Raw genomic sequence first — 19,412 nt, forward strand, 5'->3', positions numbered from 1 at the left:
CCGGCACGGCGGGGCACGTCCCCGATGGCCGCCTACACCTTGACTATGATCGAACGATGACCTCTTCGAGTTACCTCCGGTTCCCTCATGTTCACGGCGATCTGGTCACGTTTGTGGCCGAGGACGACGTGTGGATTGCCCCCCTCGGCGGTGGCCGTGCGTGGCGTGTTTCTTCTCTCCAGCTGCCGGCCCGCAACCCGCGCTTTACGCCGGACGGAAAGAAGCTGGTCTGGACGGTCGTGCAGGGAACGGCACCCGAAGTGGTCATTGCCGACGTCGACGGCGGGGGATACCGCCAGCTGACCTTCTTCGGGCACAGCACCACCAGGGTCAAGGGCTTCACGCCGGACGGGGACATCGTGGTCACCAGCGCGTTCCGCCAGGCCGAGAGCCGCCACACGCACGCCTACCGGCTGTCCACCGACGGCGGCTGGGCCGAGGAACTGCCGCTGGGGCCGGTCGAGTCCGTGGCCTTCGGCCCGGAACTCGGGGACGAAAAGCCGGTGGTGGTGGGCAGCGTGCTGTCCCGCGAGCCGGCCTGGTGGAAGCGCTACCGCGGCGGCACCGCCGGGAAGCTTTGGATCGACGGCGACGGCAACGGCGAGTTCGAGCGGCTCCTCCCGGAACTGGACGGCAACCTCGCCGACCCCATGTGGGTGGACGGGCGCATCGCTTTCCTCTCGGACCACGAGGGCTACGGCAACCTGTACTCGGTCCTGCCCGGCGGCGGGGACCTGCGGCGCCACACCGAACACGAGGACTTCTACGTCCGCCACGCCGCCACCGACGGCAAGCGCGTGGTCTTCGAATCGGCAGGTGAGCTCTGGCTCCTGCACGACCTCGGCTCGGACGCCGTCCGCCTGGAGATCACGCTCGGATCAGCCTCCCAGGGCCGCCGCCCCGCGCTCCTGAAGGTCTCCAAGCACCTTGGTGATGTCCGGCCGGACATGAAAGGCGAAGCCAGCGCCGTGGAGTCCCACGGGACCATCCACTGGCTGCGGCACAAGGACGGGCCCTCCCGAGTGGTCGAAGCCACGGCCGGTGTCCGCGCCCGCCTGCCGCGCCCCCTGACGGACGGCCGCATCGCCTACGTGGCGGATCACGGCGGCGACGAGGCCCTCTTCATCAGGGAGATCGCCCCGCACGTCCCGGCACGCGATGGCTCAGACCACTTGGCCGCAAAACCCCACGCAGCTGCAAAACCGGCCGCGGCAGCCGGTGCCAGGACCGTGTCCGCGGCCGATGAGCAGGAGGCCGCTTCCGCGGCAGTGTCCCTGCCCAGGCCCGTTTCCGCCGCCGGCGTAGCGGGGCCGGGCGTAGCGGGGCCCGGTGTTGCAGGTGCCCGCGTTACCCATCCGGTGGCCGATGACGCGGCCGCCGACCTCGCCCCCGCCCAGGCAGCGGCCGGGACCGCGGCGGGCCAGGCCACCGGCGGCGTTGCGGCGGAATCAAACCCGCTCACGGTCCGGTTTCCCAGGCCAACCCGCGCCAGCGCCATCGAAGCCAGCCCCGACGGCCGCTGGATCGCCGTCGGAACCGCATTTGGTGACGTGTACATTGCGGACACCCGGGACGGCACGCTGACGGCCGTGACCAGCATCGGCGAGGGCAGCATCGAGGACCTCGCCTGGTCGCCGGACTCTGCCTGGCTGGCCTGGTCCGAGCCGGTGACATCCTTTGGTTCCCGCAGCCGCCTGCGGCTGGTCCGGGCCTCCGCTGCGGAGGCCAAGGCCACAGCCGGCAGGGCGGGAGAGGCCCAAATTGTGGAGGTGACGGACGGGCGATTCCGGGACGAATCGCCGTCGTTCTCCCCGGACGGAAAGTTCCTCGCCTTCCTCTCCAACCGCAGTTTTGATCCCGTCTACGACGGCCATTCCTTTGACCTGTCCTTCCCCAGCCCCATCAAGCCCTACCTGGTGGCGCTGGCGGCGGACACCGCCTCGCCCTTCGGTCCCAGCGTGGCGTTGGCGGAGGGCACCGACGGTGAGGACGACGCGGCAGCCCAGGCAGATGCGGCCGCCGAAGGGCAGACCACTACTGCCGCCGTTCGGGTGGATGCGGAAGGCCTGGCACACCGGGTCATCAGCGTCCCGGTCCCGCAGGGCAACTACTCGGACCTGGCCGCCGCCGACGGTGCCCTGCTGTGGCTCGACAACGCCCTTGCCGGAGTCACCGGGGAGGGCAGGGCCAGCCTGGCGGACAAGAACGCCGCCCCGAGCCTGGTCCGCTTCGACCTGGCCAAGCGCAAGGCCACCACCCTCGTGGAGGCCCTGGACAGCTACCGCCTGTCCGGCGACGGCAAAAAGGTGGTCCTGGTCCACGACAAGCAGGTCCGGGTGGTGCCCTCCGACGCCAAGGCGGACGAGGAATCCGGCCAGCTGGTCAAGGTGGACCTCACCCGCATCCGCGTCCTGATGGATCCGCTGAGCGTGTGGGGACAGGCGTTCGACGAGGCGTGGCGGCTGCAGCGCGACTTCTTCTGGACCGAGGACATGGCCGGCCAGGACTGGGACTCCATCCACGCCCGCTACCGTCCCATCGTGGACCGGCTCGGCTCGCATGACGACCTGGTGGACCTGCTGTGGGAGCTCCACGGGGAGCTCGGCACATCGCACGCCTACGTCCGTCCCGCGGCAGCCGTTGAAAACGGCAGCAACGGCCAGGGCCGGCTGGGCGCCGACCTCGCGTTCACCGGCGAAGGCTGGGAAATCGAGCGGATCCTGGCCGGCGAATCGTCGGACCCACTGGCCACGTCGCCCCTGACGCGGCCGGGCGCCGACGCCAAGGCCGGGGACGTCCTGCTGGCGGTCGACGGCGTGCGCCTCACGGAATCGCTGACCCCGGCCATGCAGCTGGTGGGTGCGGCCGGACGTGCAGTGGAACTGACCATCCGCAACGGCGCCGGCCACGGCCCGGCAGAAGGTGCCCAGCGCCGCATCGCCGTCGTCCCGATCAAGGATGAGGAACGGCTCCGCTATCAGGACTGGGTCAATGCCAATCGCCGGACCGTGCGCGACGCATCCGATGGGAAGTTCGGCTACCTGCACATCCCGGACATGTTGGCTAACGGCTGGGCGCAGCTCCACCGCGACCTGGACACCGAGACGGCGCTGGACGGCCTGATTGTGGACGTGCGCCGCAACCGCGGCGGCCACACCTCCCAGCTCGTTGCCGAACTGATCGGGCGGAAGGTGACAGGCTGGAGCATGCCCCGTGGTGAAAAGCCGCGGACCTACCCGCACCACGCACCGCGCGGTCCCGTCATCATCCTGGCCGATGAGTTTGCCGGCTCCGACGGCGACATCATCACCCAGGTCTCGAAGCTGCGCGGCATCGGTCCGGTGATCGGAACCCGCACCTGGGGCGGCGTCGTCGGCATTGACAACCGCTTCACGCTGGCCGACGGAACCGGCGTGACCCAGCCCCGCTACGCCACGTGGTTTGGCGGCGGCGTTGGCTGGAGCGTCGAAAACCACGGCGTGGCGCCGGACATCGAGGTGACCTTCCCGCCGCACGCCTACGCCGCACGCCAGGACCCGCAGCTGGAATACGGCATCACGGCATTGAAGGAAATGGTGCAGGAGCTGCCAACGGACCGGCCGCCGGCCCGCGAAGGCTACCGCCGCCTGCGCCCGGCACCGCTGCCGGCCCGCAGTCACAGCAACGCTTAGGGGCAGGGGCAGGGGAAGGGGCCGCCGGCAGGCCGGCGGCCCCTTCCCGGACAAAGCGAGGGCCCTGTTCCCGACTGGATGTACCAGCGGGAACAGGGCCCTTTCTGACCCTAAAGGCCAGGGCTTTAAGCTCAGGAGGCGAGTGTGGCGTCCAGGGTGATCTCGATGCCGGTCAGGGCCTGGGATACCGGGCAGCCCTTCTTGGCGGATTCCGCGATGCGCTGGAAATCCTCCTCGGAGATGCCGGGGATGCGCGCGTTCAGGGTCAGGTGGCTGCCGGTGATGCCGGTGCCGGGCTGGAAGCCAACCTCAGCCTTGGTGTTGACCTCGTCCGGGGTGAAGCCGGCCTGGCTCAGCTCGTGGCTGAACGCCATGGAGAAGCAGGCGGAGTGTGCCGCGGCGATGAGTTCTTCGGGGCTGGTCTTGCCGCCGGCCGCTTCGGTGCGGGCCTTCCAGGTGACGTCGAACGTGCCGAGGCCCGAGCTGTCCAGGGTGGTGTTGCCTGAGCCCTCCGTCAGGCTTCCGGTCCATACAGTGTGCGCGGTGCGTGTTGTAGCCATGTCACTCCTCAACGTTGATTCGATCCGGGGATTCGGCAGCAGCCGGTGCCCCGCCGCTACCAATCCTATGGATTCGCTGCCTCCGGTGCACGGGTTGTCCGCTGTCAGAGGATTATGACCGGACAGCCGGATGTGCTGCCTGGTGCCGATCAGTTCCAGAGGGTGGCGATGGCAATGTTGATCAGTGCCAGCCCGCCGACGCCGTGGGCGAGGCCGGTCGAGACCGGCTGGCCGTTCTTGACCTTGCGCGCCCCAATCACGGCCAGGACTGCAACAACGACGCCGATGACGAACTTGATGCCCAGCTTGGCGTAGTTCGGGTGGGCATCGGGCAGAAGCGGAAGGAGGCCCATCATGGCGATGCCCGTCAGGAGCTGAAGGAAAGCTCCGTCGCGCTGGCGGGGGTGCACGGTGGGCTGCTTCATCGTGGCGATCCAGTAACCCACGATCATGCCGGCTCCAACAATGTGCAGGAACACCAGAAAGCTAAAGAGAATAGTCATGGCTCCAGCTTAGCCAGTGGTTCTACGTCCTGTAGCAAAGCCACGCGTGCCGCACGGGAGCTTAAAACTACGACGGCGGCACGGACTTCCGGTGGCAATCACCGGCGCCCGCACCGCCGTCGTTAGTGGCTGTTGGTTACAGTCCTGTCAGTTACAGTCCAAGGTCCGCTTCGAACGCGCCTTCTTCGAGGCGGGCCTTCAGCGTCTGCAGGAAGCGTCCCGCGTCCGCACCGTCCACCAGGCGGTGGTCGTAGGTGAGGGACAGGTACATCATGGAGCGGATGGCGATCGAGTCGTCACCGTTCTCGTCCTGGACCACGACGGGGCGCTTGACGATCGCACCGGTGCCGAGGATGCCGACCTGCGGCTGGTTGATGATCGGGGTGTCGAACAGTGCGCCGACCGAGCCGATGTTGGTGATGCTGAACGTGCCGCCGGACAGCTCGTCCGGGCCGATCTTGCCGTCGCGGGTGCGGCCGGCGACGTCAGCGATCTTGCCGGCGAGACCGGCGAGGTTGAGGTTGCCGGCGTCGGAGATGACCGGAACCAGGAGGCCCTTGTCAGTGTCCACCGCAATCGCCAGGTGCTCGGCGTTGTGGTAGGTGATCTCCTGCTTGTCCTCGTCGTACGCGGCGTTCAGCTTCGGGTGCTGCTTCAGGGCCTCGGCCACAGCCTTGGCAATGAACGGCAGGAAGGTCAGCTTGGTGCCGTTCTGGGCCTGGAACGAGTTCTTGGCCTTGAGGCGCAGCTTGGCGATCTTGGTCATGTCGACCTCGTGCACCTGCGTGAGCTGGGTGGAGACCTCAAGGGATTCGCGCATGCGGCGGGCGATGACCTGGCGGATGCGCGGTGCCTTCTGCACGGTGCCGCGCAGCGAGGAAGCTGCAGCCGACGGAGCAGCGGACGCTGCGGCAGGGGCTGCCTGCGCTGCGGCGGCCGGAGCAGCCTTGGACTCAGCAGCGGCCAGGACGTCCTGCTTGCGGATGCGGCCGCCGACGCCGGTGCCGGAGACGGAGGAGATGTCCACGCCGTGCTGGTTGGCGAGCTTGCGGACCAGCGGAGTGACGTAGCCGGACTCTGCGCCTGCAGCCTGGGAAGCCGGAGCGGCCTGCGGTGCGGGGGCTGCCTGAGGCGCCGGAGCAGCCTGGGGTGCCGGGGCAGCCGGTGCAGCTGCGGGGGCTGCTTCCGGGGCGGGGGCGGGCTTCTCGGCTGCCGGTGCCGGCTGTTCCGCGGCGGGGGCGGCGGGAGCCTCGGCGGGCTTCTCGGCAGCAGGAGCTGCGGCGCCGGATCCGATCACGGCGAGGACAGAACCAACCTCGGCGGTCTCGTCCTCGTTGACGCGGATCTCCTGCAGCGTGCCGGCCACGGGGGACGGGATCTCGGTGTCCACCTTGTCGGTGGAAACCTCGAGCAGCGGCTCATCCACCTCAACGGTGTCGCCAACGGCCTTCAGCCAGCGGGTGACGGTGCCTTCGGTGACGCTCTCGCCGAGCGCGGGGAGGGTGACCTCGTGGCCTTCGCCGGAGGATGCGGGTGCTGCCTGGGCAGCGGGTGCTTCCTGCGCGGGGGCCTCTTCAGCAGGAGCGGCAGGTGCCTCTTCGGCGGGGGCAGCAGCCGGTGCTTCTTCGGCAGGGGCCGCAGCGGGTGCCTCTTCGGCCGCGCCGCCGCCCGAGCCGTCGCCGATGCGCACCAGCGGGGCACCGACTTCAGCGGTCTCATCTTCGGCGACGAGGATTTCCTCGATGACGCCGGCGATCGGAGAGGGGATTTCGGTGTCTACTTTGTCGGTGGATACCTCGAGCAGCGGTTCGTCCACCTCTACCCGGTCACCCACCTGCTTGAGCCAGCGGGTGACAGTTCCTTCGGTGACGCTCTCACCGAGGGCGGGCAAGTTAACGGATTCAGACATGTCGTCCCCGTTCTCCTTATTGATCTAAAAAAGTGCGGATGAATTGCTGCATTGTTCGGGCCCGGTGCACCTGCTGTTCGAGCCTGGTGCACCGGGCCCTTGTTGTCTTGCGGAACGAATTAGCCGTGGAGGGGCTTGCCGGCCAGGGCCAGGTGCGCCTCGCCCAGGGACTCGTTCTGGGTCGGGTGGGCGTGGACCAGCTGGGCCACGTCCTCGGGGTAGGCTTCCCAGTTCACGATCAGCTGGGCTTCGCCGATCTGCTCGCCCATGCGGGCGCCGATCATGTGGACGCCCACGACGGGGCCGTCCTTCTGGCGGACCAGCTTGACGATGCCGCTGGTGCCGAGGATGGAGCTCTTGCCGTTGCCGGCGAGGTTGTATTCCTGGGTTTCGACCTGGTCGTCGCCGAACTTGGCCTTGGCGCCCTTCTCGGTGTAGCCGACGGTCGCAATTTCCGGCTCGGAGTAGGTGACCTTGGGGATGTTGACGTCTTCGACGATGACGGGCTTGAGGCCGGCGATCTCTTCGGCGACGAAAATGCCCTGCTGGTAGCCGCGGTGCGCCAGCTGCACGCCGGGGACGATGTCGCCGACGGCGTAGATGTTGCCGACACCGGTGTGCAGGCGCTCGTTGGTGATGACGAAGCCGCGGTCGATGGTCAGGCCGGCCTCTTCGTAGCCGAGGTTGGCGGTGACCGGTCCGCGGCCCACGGCCACGAGCAGGAGGTCGGCTTCGAAGGTCTTGCCGTCCACAAGGGTGACCTTGACGCCGTCGTTGTTCTGCTCAACGCCCTGGAAGAAGACGCCGGTGGAGAACTTGATGCCGCGCTTCTTGAAGGCGCGCTCAAAGTTCTTGACGATGGTGGCGTCCTCGTTCGGAACGAGGGAGGGCAGGCCTTCAACGATCGTGACGTCAACGCCGAAGGACTTCCAGACGGAAGCGAATTCGACGCCGATCACGCCGCCGCCCAGGATGATGGCGCTCTTGGGGATGTAGTCCATGGTGAGGGCTTCGTCGGAGGTGATGACCTTGCCGCCGATTTCCAGGCCCGGCAGCGTGCGGGAGTAGGAACCCGTCGCGAGGACGATGTTCTTGCCCTTGTAGGCGGTGCCGTTCACGACGACGGTGTCGGTGCCCTGAAGCTTGCCTTCACCCTCGATGACGGTGATGCCCTTGGACTTGATGAGGCCCTGCAGGCCCTTGAACTTGCCGGCAATGATGCCGTCCTTGTAGGCGTTGACAGCGGTGATGTCGATGCTGTCGAGCGTCACGTTCACGCCGTACTTGGCGGAGTCGCGGGCGTGGTCTGCCAGTTCGGCCGAGTGGAGCAGCGCCTTGGTGGGGATGCAGCCGTTGTGGAGGCAGGTGCCGCCGAGCTTGCCCTTCTCCACGAGGCCAACGGTGAAGCCAAGCTGAACGGCCCGGAGAGCCGTGGCGTACCCGCCGCTGCCACCACCGAGTACCAGGATGTCGAATTCTTGCGCAGTTGCCTGATCGGCCACTTAGACGCTCCCTCGCGTGAACGATGACACGAGAGTACGCATCATCTGGTCTTGGAAATTGCTCTGCCGTGATTATGCCAGCAGGCCTTTTCCCTTTCATTTGTGACTACCGTGGTTCACCTTAGCGAACCACTTATCCATGCTCCACCTTGCCGGTGCTTTTGTGGAGCGCTTGTGTCGAGTGTCACGCGGCTGTGTGGCGGGCGGATCACGCCGCTACACAGCCGCGCGGCACAGCGGGTCAGGCCAGGAGATCCTCGACGTAGGCAACCAGCGTGCGGACCGTGCAGCCGGTGCCCTGCTTCGGCGTGTAGCCGTAGGGCGCACCGTTGTTGAACGACGGCCCGGCGATGTCGATGTGCGCCCAGGGGATGCTCTGTCCGTTCTTGTCCTTGCCCACGAATTCGCGCAGGAACACGGCCGCAGTCATCATGCCGCCGTGGCGCTCACCGATGTTGGCGATGTCCGCCACCTGCGAGTCGAGGCTGGGACGCAGTTCTTCCGGCAGCGGCATGGGCCACACGAGTTCGCCGGCCCGGTCAGCAGCGGCTTTCAGCGGGCCGGTCACGCTGTCGGCGCCCATGATGCCGGCGGTGCGGTTGCCGAGCGCGATCAGCTGTGCGCCGGTCAGGGTGGCGACGTCGATGATGGCGTCCGGGTACTCCTGGCTTGCCGCGACGATGCCGTCGGCCATGACCAGGCGGCCTTCGGCGTCGGTGTTGAGGACCTCCACGGTCTTGCCGCCGAACATGGTCAGCACATCGGCGGGCCTGGAGGCGGCGCCGGAGGGCATGTTTTCGGCGATGCACAGCCAGGCGGTCGCCTTGACCGGCAGCCCCAGGCCGGCGATGGCCAGCACTGTATTAAGGACGACGGCGGCGCCCGCCATGTCGCTCTTCATGTCGCCCATGCCGAGGGCCGGCTTAATGGAAATACCGCCGGTGTCGAAGGTGATGCCCTTGCCGACCAGGGCGATTTTCCTGGTGGCCTTGGCGGGGGAGTACTCCACCTTGACCAGGCGCGGCTGCCGGGCCGAGCCCTTGCCCACACCCATGATGCCGCCGAAGCCCTCCTTTTCGAGGCGCTTTTCGTCCCACACCGTGACCCTGACCGGCAGCCCCTTTGACAGCTCCTTGGCGGCGTCGGCGAACGACTCGGGGTAGAGGTGGCTCGGCGGCTGGTTCACGAGCGAGCGGGTGGCGTTGACAGCCTTGCCCAGCAGGCGGGCACGGTCGAGGGCAGCGTTCAGATCCTTGTCGGCGGACACTTCAGTGAAGATTGCGACGTCGGCCACGGGGTCCTTGAGGCCATCCTTGGACGAACGGAACTCGGTGAAGGAGTACGCGCCCAGCGCGGCACCCTCGGCGACGGCGGCAACGTCGGCGACATTCGCCGTCGGGAAAGCCAGTGTCACAGAGGACAGGCCGGCGAGCTGGCGGACGGCGGAGCCGGCAGCACGGCGCAGTGCTTCGCCGGATGCCCTTCCGCCGGCGTCGACCCTGCCTACGCCGGCCAGCACCAGGATTCCGGAACCCGTCTCGGGAAGGCCGGGAAGGCGGACCGCCTGGTCTGCGGCGCCCGTGATGCCCAGAACCTTCAGGGAGTCGGCCAGGGCCTCGACGGACTTGGCAGTCAGCGGGTTGTCCAGCAGGAACGGGCCGTCGGTGCCCTGTCCGACGCCGATGACCACTGCGTCACTTGCCGCCTTCTTCAGGTCCCTTGCAATGACACTAAGGTTGATTTCAGTATTCTTGACCACGAGGATCGGTCCTCAATTCTCTGTGATTGTTCGGGCAGGAAGCCACTTCCGATCGTAGTCTCTCGGGAGTCCCGGGCTCGGTTGGTTGCCCGTTTTCCTCGATGCGCGGTTCGCACTGGCCGCGCCATGGCGGACGGAGGTGCCGGTCCGCCGGATCGGCTGAGAGCCGCGCCACAGCTGCCTGAGGAATGAGGCCGCTCTCCCCGGCGTTATGAAGAGTAACCCCGACCACGAAAGGAACTCGCCGTGTTTGAAAGGATTTCCGGCTCGCTGCTGGACCCCGACGCGCTTTACGCCAAGAACATTGGGCTGTTCCATAACCCTGAGCTCCGCGGGCTGAACCTGGTAATGGGCTTCACCGGTTTCGCCGACGCCGGCCACGTGGTCCGGCAGATCACCGACGAACTGCTGGACACGCTCGACTCCGAACGCGTTGCGGTGTTCGACGCCGACCAGCTGATGGACTACCGGTCCAGGCGCCCGCATGTGACCTTCGTCGAGGACCATCTGCAGGACTACCAGCCGCCCACCCTGGCCCTGTACCGGCTGGTTGACGGGCTGGGCAAGCCCTTCCTGTTCCTCGCCGGCTTCGAGCCGGACCTGCAGTGGGAACGGTTCGCCCGCGCCGTGGTGCAGATCGTCGAAGCCCTTGACGTCAACCTGGTGACCTGGATCCACTCGATTCCCATGCCTGTGCCCCACACCCGCCCGGTGGGCGTGACCGTGCACGGCAACCGGCCCGAGCTCATTGAAGGCATCTCTTCCTGGAAGCCGACTGTGGAAGTTCCTGCCGCCGTCGGGCATGTCCTGGAACTCCGCCTGGCCGACGCCGGACGCAATGTGGCCGGGTACGTCATCCACGTGCCGCACTACCTCGCCGAGGCGGAGTACCCCACTGCGGCTGTGGCCGGGCTCGAGTACCTTGGCGCCGCCACATCGCTGATGCTGCCGACCGACCGGCTCCGCGAGTCCGGCCGCGAGGTGGGCCGGCAGATTGCCGAGCAGATCGAGGCGTCGGAGGAAGTCCAGCAGGTGGTGTCCCGGCTCGAGGCCCGCTACGACGAGAAGGCGGAGGGCACGGTGCGCCGGTCCCTGCTCGCCAACGAGAACGATGAACTGCCCGACGGCGACGCCCTGGGTGCAGCTGTGGAGGCCTACCTGGCGCGGGAGAACCCCGCCCCGTAAGCCCCGTCACTGGGGTGCATAAGACTCGTCACTGCGCAGCTAAAAATGGGCAAAATAAATAGTATTTTTGTTCAGGCTGAGGATAATTGAAGAGTGACTGCACCCCGCGCCTGGCTCATCTGGTCCATCGGCATCTTCTCGTACCTGGTGGCTGTGACGCAGCGTACGTCGTTCGGTGTGGTCGGCCTCGAAGCCACCGAGCGGTTCCACGCCAGCGCCTCGGCCATCTCCTTCTTCACAGTGCTGCAGCTGCTGGTGTATGCCGCCCTGCAGATTCCGGTGGGCGTGCTGGTGGACCGCTTCGGGTCACGGGCCATGATCGCCGGGGGTGCCCTGCTGATGGGCCTGGGCCAGCTGCAGCTGGCATTCGCGGACAGCGTGCCGGCCGGCGTGTTGGGCCGCGTTCTCGTGGGTGCCGGTGACGCCATGACCTTCATCTCCGTCATCCGGCTGATTCCGCTGTGGTTCGCGCCCGCCCGCGTGCCGCTGCTGACCCAGCTGACCGGCATGTCCGGGCAGCTCGGCCAGCTGCTGAGCGTGGTGCCGTTCGCCTTCATCCTGCACGCGGCGGGCTGGACCCCCGCATTCCTTGCGCTGGCGGGATTCTCCGGAGTCGCCGTCGTGCTGGTGGTCCTGATGCTCCAGGACATGCCGCCCGGCACGGCCAGGCAGGAGGCGGCCAAGGGGCTGCGCGCCACGGGTGTCTCGCTGTCCCGCGCCTGGAAGCAGCCGGGGACACGGCTGGGCATGTGGAGCCACTTCACCATCCAGTTCAGCGGCACGGTGTTCGCCATGACCTGGGGTTACCCGTTCCTGATTTCGGCGCAGGGGCTCAGCGCCGCAACCGTCGCCTCGCTCATGTCGCTCTACGTGGCCGGCGCCATCGGGGCCGGGCCGCTGATCGGGCGTTTTGTTGCCCGGCACCCCCTGCGGCGCTCCACCATGGTCCTGCTCCTCGTCGGTGCCACCGCTGCGGCCTGGGCGGCTGTGCTGCTGTATCCCGGCCGCTCGCCGCTGTGGCTGCTGGCCGTCCTGATCGTGGTGCTGGCCATCGGAGGCCCGGGCTCCATGATCGGCTTCGACTTTGCCCGCACCTTCAACCCGGCGCACCGGATCGGCACCGCGACGGGGATTGTCAACGTCGGCGGATTCTTCGCCGCGCTCATGGCCATCTACCTGATCGGTGCAGTCCTGGACATCCTCAACTCCACGGGCTTTTCCCGCGGGGAGCTGTATGGCCTGGAACCGTTCCGCATTGCGCTGTGCGTGCACTTCCTGCTCCTCGGCGTCGGATCCATCGCCATGCTGGTGGTCCGCCGCAAGGTCCGCCGGCAAATGGCTGCCCAGGGCGTTGTGGTGCCGCCGCTGCTGCAGGCCATGGCCCAGCAACGCCGGGAACGGGTCGCCCGCCGCAGGACCCCGTCCCGCGATTAGGCGCTGTTGCCGCTGACAGGCCCTGCTGCTGCGGCGGCGCCACTGTTCCTCAACAGACCCGTCACGGACCGGCTTGTCCACATACGGCAGACGCATGTCGCACAGGCCCTGACCGCCGTCGGAAGCTGTTCTCATGACAGCACCGGAGCATCTCACCATCAGCGGTCCCGAAGACATTCTTGGCTACATTCCGCACAGTCTGGGCTACTGGCCTTCGCAGAGCCTCGTGGCCATGACCATGCAGGGCAAGCGGCTCGGAGCGACGCTTCGCGTCGACCTTCCGGAGGGCGGAGGCCGCCGCGGCCGGGAGCAATTCGCCAGGACTGTGGCGGAGTACCTTCTCGCGGACAAGGAAGCCGACGGCACACTGCTGGTCTTCTTTGCCGGGGATGGATTTGACAACGCCGGCAGTGAAGAAACAGCGGCGCGGTCCTTCCGGCCTCTGCTGGCCGACCTTGAATGCGCGCTCGGACTGTCCGGCATGCCGGTCCGGGATGCCTGGCTGGTCGGCGAAGAGTACTGGCGCAACGTGTACTGCACAGACAGCAGCTGCTGCCCGCCGCCGGGACGCCCCGTCACCGAAATCCGCGACAGCCGGCTCAACGCGGAGATGGTGTATCTGGGCAGCAGCGTCGGTGCGCCGCCCGGGGCCGCAGCGCCCGGCAGCGTGGACACACCCGCCGCGGACGATGCCGCTGTCATCGCAGCCGAGCGCGACTGGACCCGGGCCCTCGTGGGGAAGGGAACTCTTCGGGCCCAGCTCGACGCCGTCCTCGATGCCTGGGAGGCTGCGCTGCAGCCCCTTCCGCCTGAAGCTGGTCCACCGGGTGGCGGTCCACTTGAGGCAGGCCCCCATGAGGTGGGTCCACTTGTTGCCGTTCCGGGCGGCGGCCTCGAACCCGAACTTGCCGGGTTCCTGCGCGCGTCCCTGCGTGTTCCGGCCTGGCGTGACGCGGTCCTGGTAATGGCCGCAGCTGGGCGTGCCGCGGCGGCCGCAGGGGCGGAAGCCTTCGGGATTTTCTCCGCGGGCACCGGGCTGCCCGTGTCCCGGCCGCCGCTGCCCGAACAGCACCCGGCCGCCGGTAGCCCCGGGCGCCCAGCGGCTTCCGGTTGCGACCCGGAGGCCCTGCCCGGTTACGGCGAAGTGCTGCTGGGCCTGAGTCCACGGGTGCCGGACTGGGAAGCGCTGAAACGACTCGAGGCTCTGATGCGGGAGCTGTCGTCGTGCGGCGGGGGCGAGGCGCGGGCCGCGGCGCTGACGGCGAGCGGCTGGATCGAATGGTGCCGGGGGAGAGGTTCCTTTGCGCACGCGTCATTGACCCGGGCACTGGAAGCCAGCCCCGGATACCGGCTGGCCGAGCTGCTGTCCGAGGTTGTGCGCCGAGGGACAATCTGCGGCTGGGCCGGGCGCCGCGAGGCCGCGTGGCAGAAATTCGGCTCGGATGCCGCCTAGGGTCAGATGTCGCCCAGGGTCAGACGTCGCCCAGGGGCGGACGTCAGGATCAGTTGCCCCATGGACACGGGTAAGTCAAAGCCGCCGCGCCCCACCAGCGGGGCTTATTACGGCCCGTTCGGCCCGTGGCGCGGAAAATCATGAGACAATGGAGGCCGAGACCCGGTTGGGTCCGTGAATCAAATGCTTGCAGTGGATCCCAAACGGGAACATTGCGGCCGCCCCGGCAGTTCTACTTAGTGGCTCTGTCGTTCGGTTGCATCTGATGTCAATCACGGACTTGACAGGGTCATAGTGGTGTTGCCCGAAGGTGACTCCACAGACCGCCGCTAGAAAGGTTTTCTGTGACCCCGTCTTCCGCGAAGAAGGAACCCGCCGCCCTGGCCGTTGATACTGCCGAGGAAAAGCCGGCGGCATCCAGCGCCAAGCGTGCAGCCACCCGTGCCGCTGGGAAGCCCGAGCCCAAGAAGCGCGGACCCAAGCCCGGAGCCAAGGCTGCCGCCGAAGCTGCCGGAAGCCGCTCAACCGATGACGATGCCGATGCGGAAGTCGAGGAGGACCTCGACGACGCGCAGCCCGACACCGCTGATCTGGTCGATGAACCCGACGAGGCCGGCAAGGAAGCCGCAGCGCCTACCGGTTCGGGATTCGTTTACTCTGACGCCGACGACGACGACGCACCTGTGCAGCAGGTCATGTCGGCCGGCGCCACCGCCGACCCCGTCAAGGACTACCTGAAGCAGATCGGTAAGGTAGCCCTCCTCAACGCCGAACAGGAAGTCGACCTCGCGCTGCGCATCGAGGCCGGCCTGTTCGCCGAAGAGAAGATTGCCGCCGACGACGGCTCGATGGAACCGAAGTACAAGCGCGAGCTCGAGTTCATCATCCACGACGGCAAGCGCGCCAAGAACCACCTCCTGGAGGCAAACCTCCGCCTCGTGGTTTCGCTGGCCAAGCGCTACACCGGCCGCGGCATGCTGTTCCTGGACCTCATCCAGGAAGGCAACCTCGGCCTCATCCGTGCCGTCGAGAAGTTCGACTACACCAAGGGCTTCAAGTTCTCCACGTACGCCACGTGGTGGATCCGCCAGGCCATCACCCGTGCCATGGCGGACCAGGCCCGCACCATCCGTATCCCGGTGCACATGGTGGAAGTCATCAACAAGCTGGCCCGTGTCCAGCGCCAGATGCTGCAGGACCTGGGCCGCGAACCCACGCCCGAAGAGCTGGCGCTCGAGCTCGACATGACCCCCGAGAAGGTCGTCGAGGTCCAGAAGTACGGCCGCGAGCCCATCTCGCTGCACACCCCGCTTGGCGAGGATGGCGACTCCGAGTTCGGTGACCTCATCGAGGACTCCGAAGCTGTGGTGCCGGCCGATGCTGTGAGCTTCACCCTGCTGCAGGAACAGCTGCACTCCGTGCTGGACACCCTGTCCGAGCGCGAAGCCGGCGTTGTTGCCATGCGGTTCGGCCTCACGGATGGCCAGCCGAAGACTTTAGACGAAATCGGCAAGGTCTACGGCGTTACGCGTGAACGCATCCGTCAGATCGAATCCAAGACCATGTCCAAGCTCCGCCACCCGTCCCGGTCACAGGTGCTGCGGGACTACCTGGACTAGGAACACACTGGGCCAGTAGTCACTGGACTGGGAAACGCGAACAAAGGCCAGGCCTGCTGCCGGAACACCCGGCGGCAGGCCTGGCCTTTGTCGTACCCTGTTGAGCGCGGCAAAGAAAAAAGCCAGGACCCCCGCTTGGGGATCCTGGCTTTGAGCTGTGTTGCTTTGAGCTGTGTTGTCTAGTCGACCGGAACCGGAGCCTTTTCGTGCAGCCGGTCCGTCTCATCGTGCCAGTCGGAGCTGAGCGGCCTCAGGGTCGCTTCGACGGCGCGTGAATGGTGGGCGCAGAAGAGCAGCTCACCTCCGGAGGACTCGAGTACAACCCGGACGTATGCCTGCGCTCCGCAACGGTCACACCGGTCAGCTGCGGTTAGCGTGCGGTCGGCAACTGCTGTTGTCATGTCGGCCTCCTTAGTAGATCTGTACATCTATATAACCAGCATTCGCTGACAAACCATGGCAAGGATGGGTCACTTTCGCTGTCCGCGTATCACGTGTGCGTAACGAACGCTGGGAGTTGGGGCCCGTGTCGGGTGTGGCAGTCAGGTGTTTGGCGGCGGCGGGACTAGGCTAGAGGGAGCCATTTAACGCCTGGCCGGCCCATCCCTGAAGGAGTTCACCACCTGTGGCACCGAGTTCTGATTACACCGCCCGCCACCTTTCGGTGCTGGAGGGGCTGGAGGCCGTGCGCAAACGCCCCGGCATGTACATCGGATCCACGGACTCCCGCGGCCTCATGCACTGCCTCTGGGAAATCATCGACAACTCAGTCGACGAGGCGCTGGCCGGTTTCGGCCATGACATCAAGGTCATCCTGCACGCGGACAACTCTGTAGAGATCCACGACGACGGCCGCGGCATTCCCGTCGACGTCGAGCCCAAGACGGGGCTTACCGGCGTTGAGGTGGTCTTCACCAAGCTTCACGCCGGCGGTAAGTTCGGCGGCGGCTCCTACACCGCCTCCGGCGGCCTGCACGGCGTCGGTGCCTCGGTCGTCAACGCGCTCTCGGCACGTCTCGACGCCGAAGTGGACCGGGGCGGCAAGACCTACAGGATGTCCTTCCGGCGGGGCGAGCCCGGCCGCTTCGACGACAACGGCCGGCCAAACCCGGCCGCCACCTTCGCTCCGTTCGTCGAAGACTCCGTCCTCGACGTCGTCGGCAAGGCCAAGCGCGGCGTCACCGGTACCCGCATCCGCTACTGGGCGGACACCCAGATCTTCACGCCCGATGCCCGGTTCTCCTACGAGGAACTCGCGGCCCGCGCGCGCCAGACCTCCTTCCTCGTACCGGGACTGAAAATCACGGTCCGGGATGAGCGCAAGCTCCCCGGTACACCCGGTGAACTCGGCATGCACGAGGAAGTCTTCCATCACGACGGCGGCATCTCCGAGTTCGTGGAGTTCCTCGCCGCCGATTCCGGTGTCACGGATGTCTGGCGCCTGCACGGTGCCGGCAAGTTCAAGGAAACCGTCCCTGTGCTGGATGAGCGCGGCCACAGCAAGATCGCCGAAGTGGAACGCGACTGCGAAGTGGACGTGGCGCTGCGCTGGGGCATCGGCTACGACACCACGGTCCGCAGCTTTGTGAACATCATCTCCACCCCGAAGGGCGGCACCCACCAGGCCGGCTTTGAGCAGGCCCTCGTGAAGACGTTCCGGAAGACGGTGGAAGCCAACGCCCGGAAACTCAAGGCCGGCAACGACAAGATCGAAAAGGACGACATCTTCGCCGGGCTCACCGCGGTCCTGACGGTGAGGCTCGCCGAGCCGCAGTTCGAGGGCCAGACGAAGGAAATCCTCGGCACCTCGGCGGTCAAGGCCATCGTGGCCCGCGTGGTGGAGAAGGAGATCGCCGCCAAGCTCAACTCCTCCAACCGCAACGACAAGGCGCAGTCGGCGCTCCTGCTGGAAAAAATCGTCAGCGAGATGAAGTCGCGCATCTCGGCGCGCGTCCACAAGGAGACGCAGCGCCGCAAGACCGCGCTCGAGTCGTCGTCGATGCCCACCAAGCTCGCCGACTGCCGCACGGACGACGTCGCCCGGTCTGAACTGTTCATCGTCGAAGGTGACTCGGCGCTCGGCACGGCGAAGCTGGCGCGCTCCTCGGACTTCCAGGCCCTGCTGCCGATCCGGGGCAAGATCCTCAATGTCCAGAAGGCTTCGGTGGGAGACATGCTCTCGAACGCCGAATGCGCGGCGCTGATCCAGGTGGTGGGGGCGGGCTCTGGACGCAGCTTCGCCATCGAAGCGGCCCGTTACGGGAAGGTCATCCTGATGACCGACGCCGACGTCGACGGCGCCCACATCCGCACGCTCCTGCTCACGCTGTTCTTCCGCTACATGCGGCCGATGGTGGAGGAGGGCAGGGTGTTCGCTGCGGTGCCGCCGCTGCACCGGGTGGAAGTCATCAATCCCGGCCAGAAGGCCAACGAGATGGTCTACACCTACTCCGAGGCAGAGTTGCACACCCTGCTGGCGAAGCTCGCCGCCGAAGGCCGGAAGTACAAGGAACCCATCCAGCGGTACAAGGGCCTGGGCGAGATGGACGCAGAACAGCTGGCCGAAACCACCATGGACCCCCGGCACCGGATGCTCCGCAAGGTTAACATCGAGAACGCCCAGCAGGCGGAGGCCATCTTCGACCTGCTGATGGGATCGGACGTCGCGCCGCGCAAGGACTTCATCATCGCCGGCGCGTCCAGCCTGGACCGCGAACGCATCGACGCCTGACGGCAGGCGCCCTAACGCAGCCCGCATAACGCAGGGCCTGCATGAGGCGGGCCCTGCCAACAAAGGCAGCGCAGCAGGCTCAGCCCAGCAGGCCTGGAACGATCAGCAGGGCGGTGGGCATCGCCAGCAGCAGCGTGCACACTGCAAGGACAGCCGCCCGGAGGCCGCCGGCGAGCGGGGGCTTGGGAGAGAGCAGGCGGCTGACGCGTGACGCCGTCGTGCCCGCCGCGCCGGAACCGCCGGCGCCGTCCGGCAACTGAAGGCCTGCACCGGCCATGCCTGCGCCCGTAAGCCCTGCCGGTTCCATGTCGGCGGCCCCCTGGGGCGCCGCCGACCCGCTCGCGACGATTGCAATCGCCTTGATCAGCGTTGCCTTGCTCTCCGTCTTGAGGGCAACGTCGTCCGCCAGCATCTCGATCAGCGAGTTCACGGCTTCCTGGGCCAGGCGGGTCGTGGGCAGCCACGGCAGCGCCTGGCGCCAGGCGGCGAAGGCCCACAGCAGCAGGTGGTGGCGCTGGGTCAGGTGCGCGTTTTCGTGAATCAGGACGGCCCGCAGCTCCGCCGGCTCGAGGGCGGCCATGAGCCCGTCGGAGAGAACGGTGACGGACCGGGCGCCGCCGGGCAGGCAGTACGCCACCGGTGAATCATGGCTGATGACCACTGTGCCGGGCCCGTCGTCGGAGGGCGAGGCCAGGAGGGCCAGCAGTTCGCGGTGCCGCCTGCGCTGGCGCTCGATCTTGTAATAGGTGAGCAGCAGCGTGAAGACGAGGTGCGCCGTCAGCAGGGCCGCTGCGGAGAGCGCAAAGACATGCCAGAAGCCCAGCGCGGTGGTGGGCGCCGCAAACAGCACCATGCCTGCCAGCGCGCGCAGGCCCGCGACCAGGTTGTCGCCAACGGGTTCGAGGCCATAGACCAACATGGCGCCGATCATGGACAGCCCACCGGCAAGGGCGATGGCCTGCCACAGCACCATGGCCGTAAAAGGGTCGCGCGCCGGCCAGTGAGCGCGCGAAAGAAGGATAGGTACCGGCCAGGCCAGTACTATCGCCAGGACCGCCAGGAAATATGAGGTCCAGAACATCAGGT

13 protein-coding genes are annotated in these 19,412 nt (G+C 67.1%); 6 read left to right on the forward strand and 7 right to left on the reverse strand.

The window, feature by feature from the left end; genetic code table 11:
- Positions 1-56: 56 nt before the first annotated feature.
- A complete protein-coding gene (locus ACFRAH_RS08120; protein WP_377990396.1) occupies positions 57-3,671 on the forward strand; it encodes a S41 family peptidase in 3,615 nt (1,204 codons plus the stop codon).
- A 131-nt stretch (positions 3,672-3,802) separates the two neighbouring features.
- Here ACFRAH_RS08120 and ACFRAH_RS08125 read toward each other — a convergent pair whose 3' ends face one another.
- The 5 genes from ACFRAH_RS08125 to ACFRAH_RS08145 form a co-directional block, all read right to left on the reverse strand.
- Positions 3,803-4,231 (reverse strand): OsmC family protein, encoded by a 429-nt coding sequence (locus ACFRAH_RS08125; RefSeq protein ID WP_377990397.1) that lies wholly within the window; start codon positions 4,229-4,231, stop codon positions 3,803-3,805.
- 149 nt (positions 4,232-4,380) lie between these two features.
- Positions 4,381-4,734, reverse strand: a complete 354-nt coding sequence (locus tag ACFRAH_RS08130; protein ID WP_377990398.1) for a hypothetical protein — start codon at positions 4,732-4,734, stop codon at positions 4,381-4,383.
- 151 nt (positions 4,735-4,885) lie between these two features.
- Entirely contained in the window at positions 4,886-6,643 is a 1,758-nt protein-coding gene (gene sucB / locus ACFRAH_RS08135) for a 2-oxoglutarate dehydrogenase, E2 component, dihydrolipoamide succinyltransferase (protein WP_377990399.1), read from the reverse strand.
- Between the two features lie 119 nt (positions 6,644-6,762).
- On the reverse strand, positions 6,763-8,145 hold the full coding sequence (gene lpdA / locus ACFRAH_RS08140) for a dihydrolipoyl dehydrogenase (protein WP_377990400.1): 1,383 nt from the start codon (positions 8,143-8,145) through the stop codon (positions 6,763-6,765).
- 241 nt (positions 8,146-8,386) lie between these two features.
- Entirely contained in the window at positions 8,387-9,904 is a 1,518-nt protein-coding gene (locus ACFRAH_RS08145; RefSeq protein ID WP_377990401.1) for a leucyl aminopeptidase, read from the reverse strand.
- A gap of 246 nt (positions 9,905-10,150) precedes the next feature.
- Between ACFRAH_RS08145 and ACFRAH_RS08150 the strand changes: the two genes are divergently transcribed.
- The 4 genes from ACFRAH_RS08150 (at position 10,151) to ACFRAH_RS08165 (ending at position 15,595) form a co-directional block, all read left to right on the forward strand.
- Positions 10,151-11,089 carry a proteasome assembly chaperone family protein gene (locus ACFRAH_RS08150; protein ID WP_377990402.1) on the forward strand — a complete coding sequence of 313 codons (939 nt, stop codon included), beginning with the start codon at positions 10,151-10,153 and terminating at the stop codon, positions 11,087-11,089.
- Between the two features lie 93 nt (positions 11,090-11,182).
- The gene (locus ACFRAH_RS08155; protein WP_377990403.1) at positions 11,183-12,523 is read left to right on the forward strand and encodes a nitrate/nitrite transporter; all 1,341 of its coding nucleotides are present in this window, start codon (positions 11,183-11,185) and stop codon (positions 12,521-12,523) included.
- 133 nt (positions 12,524-12,656) lie between these two features.
- Positions 12,657-13,976 carry a DUF4192 domain-containing protein gene (locus ACFRAH_RS08160; RefSeq protein WP_377990404.1) on the forward strand — a complete coding sequence of 440 codons (1,320 nt, stop codon included), beginning with the start codon at positions 12,657-12,659 and terminating at the stop codon, positions 13,974-13,976.
- A 344-nt stretch (positions 13,977-14,320) separates the two neighbouring features.
- Complete coding sequence (locus tag ACFRAH_RS08165; RefSeq protein ID WP_377990405.1) at positions 14,321-15,595, forward strand: RNA polymerase sigma factor; 1,275 nt, start codon at positions 14,321-14,323, stop codon at positions 15,593-15,595.
- A 179-nt stretch (positions 15,596-15,774) separates the two neighbouring features.
- On the opposite strand, the gene ACFRAH_RS08170 is transcribed toward ACFRAH_RS08165, so the two are convergent.
- Positions 15,775-15,996 carry a hypothetical protein gene (locus ACFRAH_RS08170; protein WP_111903465.1) on the reverse strand — a complete coding sequence of 74 codons (222 nt, stop codon included), beginning with the start codon at positions 15,994-15,996 and terminating at the stop codon, positions 15,775-15,777.
- Between the two features lie 224 nt (positions 15,997-16,220).
- Between ACFRAH_RS08170 and ACFRAH_RS08175 the strand changes: the two genes are divergently transcribed.
- A complete protein-coding gene (locus tag ACFRAH_RS08175; protein ID WP_377990406.1) occupies positions 16,221-18,326 on the forward strand; it encodes a type IIA DNA topoisomerase subunit B in 2,106 nt (701 codons plus the stop codon).
- Between the two features lie 79 nt (positions 18,327-18,405).
- Here the strand turns inward: ACFRAH_RS08175 and ACFRAH_RS08180 are convergent, their stop codons facing one another.
- Complete coding sequence (locus ACFRAH_RS08180) at positions 18,406-19,407, reverse strand: M56 family metallopeptidase (RefSeq protein WP_377990407.1); 1,002 nt, start codon at positions 19,405-19,407, stop codon at positions 18,406-18,408.
- Positions 19,408-19,412 lie beyond the last annotated feature (5 nt).

The organism is Arthrobacter sp. NPDC056727 (genome assembly GCF_042790555.1).
In the GTDB taxonomy this organism is placed as follows: Bacteria; Actinomycetota; Actinomycetes; order Actinomycetales; family Micrococcaceae; genus Arthrobacter.

Excerpts from the sequence above, each read along its gene's own strand:
- ACFRAH_RS08120 (WP_377990396.1), top strand. The coding sequence starts at position 57 with ATGACCTCTTCGAGTTACCTCCGGTTCCCTCATGTTCACGGCGATCTG.
- sucB (WP_377990399.1), bottom strand. The coding sequence starts at position 6,643 with ATGTCTGAATCCGTTAACTTGCCCGCCCTCGGTGAGAGCGTCACCGAA.
- ACFRAH_RS08130 (WP_377990398.1), bottom strand. The coding sequence starts at position 4,734 with ATGACTATTCTCTTTAGCTTTCTGGTGTTCCTGCACATTGTTGGAGCC.
- ACFRAH_RS08170 (WP_111903465.1), bottom strand. The coding sequence starts at position 15,996 with ATGACAACAGCAGTTGCCGACCGCACGCTAACCGCAGCTGACCGGTGT.
- ACFRAH_RS08125 (WP_377990397.1), bottom strand. The coding sequence starts at position 4,231 with ATGGCTACAACACGCACCGCGCACACTGTATGGACCGGAAGCCTGACG.
- ACFRAH_RS08180 (WP_377990407.1), bottom strand. The coding sequence starts at position 19,407 with ATGTTCTGGACCTCATATTTCCTGGCGGTCCTGGCGATAGTACTGGCC.
- ACFRAH_RS08160 (WP_377990404.1), top strand. The coding sequence starts at position 12,657 with ATGACAGCACCGGAGCATCTCACCATCAGCGGTCCCGAAGACATTCTT.